Below are 5,184 nucleotides of genomic sequence, written 5' to 3' on the forward strand. Positions count from 1 at the left end.
AGGTATATGTCGTATCGCGGGATCAGGTCGGGACTGAGGTATTCGGCGTCGCCCCGCTCCAGCTTGGCGAGCGTCACGGGGGTATCGATGTCGTAGAAGGCCGTCAAACCCTGGGCCGTTGCGATCGCCCAGCGGCCGACCTCCACTCCGTCAGGCACATAGGATCCGACGATCACCAGATCCGCGTGCCGGACCTCCTGTTCGAAACGGTCGCGGAGATCGTCCAGCGATCCGTAAAGGGCGGTCCGGCCGAACGGCGGGTTGGGCAAATCGCGGTTCTCCGCGTACCAGGGGCGGTCGGCCTCCAGGAAAAGCACGTCGTGCCCCCGGCCGGCCAGCGCCCGGACCAGCGCCCGATAGGTCGTGGCATGGCCGTTGCCCCAGGAAGACGTGATGCTCAGGCCGAGAATGACGATCGACAGCGGCGTCATGCCGGCACCTTGCCGGCGGGGGTGCCGGTAAGCAGCAGCGACTCGACCTCAGCCGCGCGGTGGCCATAGGTATGGCCATCGAGCATGCGGCGACGTGCCGCGTCCCCGATCCTGCGCGAACGCTCCGGCGTCAGGCCGTCGACCAGCGCGGCGACTTCCGCCCCATCGTTCGCCACCAGGATTTCGGTGCCCGGTTCGAGGAACTGCTCGACGCCTTCCCATGCGTCGGTGATGACGCAGGCTCCGGCGCCGGCCGCCTCGAACACGCGGGTCGCGGGGGAAAAGCCGACGGCGGCCATGCTGTCGCGGGCGACGTTGAGAACCGCCAGTGCCGAGCAGTTCACGGCGTTGTGGTCGGCCGTGTAGACGTGGCCGACATAATCGACGTTGGACGGCATCCGCTTATCGCCCCAGCCGCTGCCGCCCAGCAGGAAACGGCGTTCCGGCAGGCGGGCGGCGGCATTCAGGAAGAACTGCTCGACGCGGGCCTCGCGGTCGGGCAGCCGGTTGGCCATGAAGCTGAGATCCGCTTCGAACCGCGCATCCGGGGCGACCGGATGGTGGGTTTCCGGGTCCAGGGCGTTATAGATCGGAATGCAGTCGCGGGCGCCGATCGCCTTGTAGGCGCCGATTACCGGATCGCCGCCGCCATATGTCAGCACATAATCGAAGCGTGGGATCAGCGGGCGCAGCGTGTCGCCGGGGTCGTCGCGCATCGACGCGAGTGTCGCCGGAGCGTCGACGTCCCAGAAGATCACGGTCGCATCCGGCCGCCGGACTTCAAGGACTCCCGCTTCCAGCAGGCTGTCGAAGACGCCGACGCCGCTCGCCTTGACGATGACGTCGGCGTCGCGGCCCTGTTCCAGCGCTTTCCGGGCGCTCGCCTCGTCGTTCGGGTAGACGACGACGCGCGCCCAGTCCGGGTCGGCGATGTCGCGGTGCTGCTGCCGCTCCCAGGCGTCGGGTTCGAAGAAAGTGACCGTGTGACCCCGGCCGGCGAGAGCCCGGATGATGCCCCGGTAATAGGTCGCGGCACCGTTCCAGTAGGCCGATACCAGGCTGGAGCCGTAGAAAGAGATATTCAGTCCGGCCATCAGCGGGCCTCCAGCAGCAGGGGATTGGCCTGTTTCAGGTCGCGGCAGATGTCCAGCAGCTCGTCCACGCGGTGAGCGCAGGTGTGGCGCGCCTGGATGGTCTCGTACCCGCTGCGGGCGAGGGCGGCGGACAGGTCGAGATCGTTGAGAATATCCCGAAGGTGCTTTGTCATTTCGGTACCGTTATGAGCAATCAGGTAATCGTTGCCGGGCCGGAACAGTCCCTCGGCGTCGTCCCAGGGCGAGCAGACCAGGGGAATGCCGCAGGCCATCGCCTCGAACGGACGGATGGTCGGGATGCCGCGCAGCATCTCGACATAGGGACGGCGCGGGACATGGACCGTCACGGCGAAGCGGGCGAAGGCTTCGGGGGCTTCGTGGTTGGGCAGGTAGCCGGCGTATTCCGCCCCCGCGAGGTTGACGGCGGCCTTGGCCTCCGCCGGGTAGCGGACGCCGTGGATGCGGGCCTTCAGCCGGAGCTGCCGGATCGGCAGCAGCAGGAACTCGCCCAGTTCGACCGACCGCTCGCCGTCGCCCCAATTGCCGATCCAGACGAGGTCGCCTTCGCGCGGTCTTGCCGGCAAGGGGCGGAACAAGGCAGTATCGGCGGCTTCGTGCCACGTCCAGGCCCGTTTGCCCCAGCCCATGCTGAGATAGATCTCCCGGATCACGGCGCCGTAGGCCAGCACGCCGTCGTAGGACGTCAGGTCGTAGGCCGCCATCGACTTGGGATCGCTGACCGAGCGGTGATGGGTGTCGTGGAACAGCAGGTCGAAGCGTCCGCCGCCGGCGCGCTTGCGGCCGATGCGCGCCACCAGATCATGGTCGTTCCATTCGTGCACGATCACGACATCGGCGCCGTCCAGCGCCCGGTCGAGATCGAGCGTCGCCAGATCGTATGTGGTGGAGCGCAAGCCCGGAAAAGCGGTGGCGTACCGGGCGACCGCTTCCGGCCCCTGGTCCGCGATCAGGTTCTGGAGGCTCCAGTTGTCGCGCGGCTCGAACAACCGGACTTCGTGGCCGCGCGATGTGAGTTCACGGACGATGCCGCGCAGGAAATGGGCATTGCCGTGATTCCAGTCGGACACCAGCGAGTGGGTGAAATAAACGAAGCGCATGGGTCCCCGCATGGTTCGAAGATCAGCTTCCCAGCGGGACTGCGGCGACTTCGCGGTGAGGCGGGACCGTCTGCGGCGCGTCCAGCAGGTCGGCATAGACGTTGAGATAACGCGCGACCATGCGTTCGGTGCCGTAGCTCCGTGCGCGATGGCGCGCGGCCAGGGAAAAGGTGCTCAGATGCGCCGGCTGGTCGATCAGGCGCTTGATCTCGCGGGCGAGGGCGTCGTGGTCGTCGGGCGGGACGAAGACGGCGGCACCGGTCCAGAGTTCGCGCAGGCTGGGCAGGTCGCCCAGCACCAGGGCGCAGCCCGACAGGGCTGCTTCCAGAACCGAAAGGCCGAACGGCTCGTAGCGCGCGGGCAGGGCGAAGATGGCAGCGTCGCCGTAGAGCCGGGCCAGCGCATCGGGCGGCACGACGCCATGGCACCGGAGATTGGCCGGCGGTTCGCCGCTGCCGTCCGGACGTCGCCACGAGCCGGCGACCGCCACCGGCCAATCGAGCGAGGGAGCGACGCTGTCCAGGGCGCGGATGTTCTTGGCTTCGTCCCAGAGACGGCCGACGCTGACGATGCCGCGGCGGCTGCCCGGCTGATGCGATCCGGTCCGGCCGTGCCAGGTTCCGGCATCGCGGCCGTTCCAGATCACCTGGCTTCGGGACAGAGAGCCGTAGTGAACCTCCAGCGTATCCAGCATCGCCTGGGTCGGGGCTACCACCTGATCGGCCGCCGCCAGCCCGGCCGCGACACGGCTGGCGTAGGGCTGCCAGCCGACAGGCGCGGCGGTCCGGTGTACGGCCTGCCACCATGACAACACGCAGGAATGGGCGACGACCAGGACCGGAAGTCCCCACGGCAGGGCCGCGTGGGTATAGCCGTTCAGATGGACCATGTCGGGTGCGGTCCGTTCCGCCAGATCCAGCAGCCAGTCGCCGGCCCGGCGGAGATCGTCTTCCGGCTCCTCCATCCATTCTAGCCGGAAATCGCCGTGGTGGAGATCGAGACCAGGGATAGCAAGGGCCTTCGACCGCTGGGCCGGCAACGGCTCGCGCCCCATCACGGCGAGGGTGACCCGTATACCGCGCCGGGAAAGTCCTCCGGCCAGTTCGAGCGCGTAGTCCCAGATGCCGCCGATGGCGTCGGCGGTCATCAGTACCCGCTGCGGAGCGCCGGTCGTGGCAGGGAAGCCCGGGAAGCGGCTGGTCATCTCAGCGGCGGTCCGCCGTCGCCACTTCCAGCTCGTGCAGGTGCAGGGGACGCTGCTCCTGGATATCGCTGAAATCGACGTGGTGGGTCAGGTAATGGTCGAGCGCGCGTTCCCAGGCCTGATCGTCCGGACGGCCCCAAAGTTTGCGGTAGTCGGGCGAACCGGGATAGGGGAACAGCGGCACAGGTTCGTTCGCCCAAACGCCATGCTCGCGCAGCCGCTGCCGCCAGGCATCGACCATGGCGTCGTCATCCGTGCCGGCTTCGATCAGGTTGGCCTGGACGAAGGGAACATGGCGCTTGGCGAAGATCAGCCGGTCGGTCAGGTCGTCGGTGGACATGCGGCAGTTCTTGTCGAGAGCCTGCCGGCCCTCGGGCGTCAGGCTCTCGACCCCCGCTTCGATCGATACGCAGCCGGAACGGCCGAGCAGTTCCAGCATCGGCTCCTTCCAGAGGTCGATCCGGGTCTGGACGCCGAACTTGACCGGCCGCTGCGCCAGGGCTTGCAGCAACTCCGCGTTGGGCAGGAATATCTCGTCGATGAAATAGACGTATTCGATGCCCTGCGCGATCAGTCCGTCCAGCTCCTCCAGGATTACCGTAAGCGGGCGCTTGCGGTACTTGTCGCGGAAGTTCTCCTTGGCGCAGAACGAGCAGCGGTAGGGACAGCCGCGCGACGTCTCCATCTCCGCACCGGGAGCGGTGGGCCGGGTGTCGAACCGATGGTGGTGATGGTGATGGCGGCCGATCCATTCGCGCGGCCAGGACAGGGCGGGCAAGTCGGTGAAGCGCGATGCATGGGGACCGCCGTTGACATGGGGGTCGTCGCGCGGCCCGGTGCAGAGCGACGGGATCGTCTCCCACGGCTCGGACGCCAGCCGGGGCAGCAGGTCCTCGCACTCGCCCATCACCAGCACGTCGACGTTGAGCTTGGCATAGGCCGCGCGCGGCGTGGTCGATCCGTGGGGACCGACGGCCACCAGGGCGCCGCCGATGCCGCGGACGGTTTCGACGACTTCCTGGGGGACCCGAAGCTCAGGCGGGGCGCAGCGCCAGAACAGGTAGCTCGGCGCCGTCGTCACGACGGTAAAGTCGGGCCGGTAGCCGGCGACGCGCGAGCGGATCTGGTCGAGTGAGAGGTTGAAAAGCTGGCCGTCGATGATTTCGGCTTCATGGCCGGCCCGCTCGATCAGCGCCTTGGCGTAACCGAACTCCAGTGGCAGGTGCGCCTCGCGGCAGCCAAAATAGATGCTGCCGTCGAAGGTCCAGTTCGGGTTGATCAGAGCGAACTTCATGAAGCCGCTCTTCGGTCTTTGTACTTGGAAAGCGAGGAGGGGG

General features: G+C 67.5%; 4 protein-coding genes and 1 pseudogene. All 5 read right to left on the reverse strand.

Annotated elements, in window-relative coordinates; all coding sequences use genetic code 11:
* Window positions 1-431 (reverse strand): annotated as a pseudogene (locus tag AC5JJ6_RS40550) (glycosyltransferase); the annotation flags it as partial.
* Complete coding sequence (locus tag AC5JJ6_RS40555) at window positions 428-1,525, reverse strand: CgeB family protein (RefSeq protein ID WP_496047487.1); 1,098 nt, start codon at window positions 1,523-1,525, stop codon at window positions 428-430. The pseudogene AC5JJ6_RS40550 and the gene AC5JJ6_RS40555, both read right to left, overlap by 4 nt.
* Complete coding sequence (locus AC5JJ6_RS40560) at window positions 1,525-2,655, reverse strand: CgeB family protein (protein WP_496047488.1); 1,131 nt, start codon at window positions 2,653-2,655, stop codon at window positions 1,525-1,527. The genes AC5JJ6_RS40555 and AC5JJ6_RS40560 overlap by 1 nt, the downstream gene beginning before the upstream one ends.
* A gap of 10 nt (window positions 2,656-2,665) precedes the next feature.
* Complete coding sequence (locus AC5JJ6_RS40565) at window positions 2,666-3,847, reverse strand: glycosyltransferase family 4 protein (RefSeq protein ID WP_496047489.1); 1,182 nt, start codon at window positions 3,845-3,847, stop codon at window positions 2,666-2,668.
* A gap of 1 nt (window position 3,848) precedes the next feature.
* Window positions 3,849-5,141 (reverse strand): TIGR04295 family B12-binding domain-containing radical SAM protein, encoded by a 1,293-nt coding sequence (locus AC5JJ6_RS40570; RefSeq protein WP_496047490.1) that lies wholly within the window; start codon window positions 5,139-5,141, stop codon window positions 3,849-3,851.
* Window positions 5,142-5,184 lie beyond the last annotated feature (43 nt).

The organism is Skermanella sp. (assembly GCF_059503625.1).

Bases quoted from the DNA above. Each gene is read 5' to 3' on its own strand.
- AC5JJ6_RS40570 (WP_496047490.1), bottom strand. From the start codon at position 5,141: ATGAAGTTCGCTCTGATCAACCCGAACTGGACCTTCGACGGCAGCATC.
- AC5JJ6_RS40565 (WP_496047489.1), bottom strand. From the start codon at position 3,847: ATGACCAGCCGCTTCCCGGGCTTCCCTGCCACGACCGGCGCTCCGCAG.
- AC5JJ6_RS40555 (WP_496047487.1), bottom strand. From the start codon at position 1,525: ATGGCCGGACTGAATATCTCTTTCTACGGCTCCAGCCTGGTATCGGCC.
- AC5JJ6_RS40560 (WP_496047488.1), bottom strand. From the start codon at position 2,655: ATGCGGGGACCCATGCGCTTCGTTTATTTCACCCACTCGCTGGTGTCC.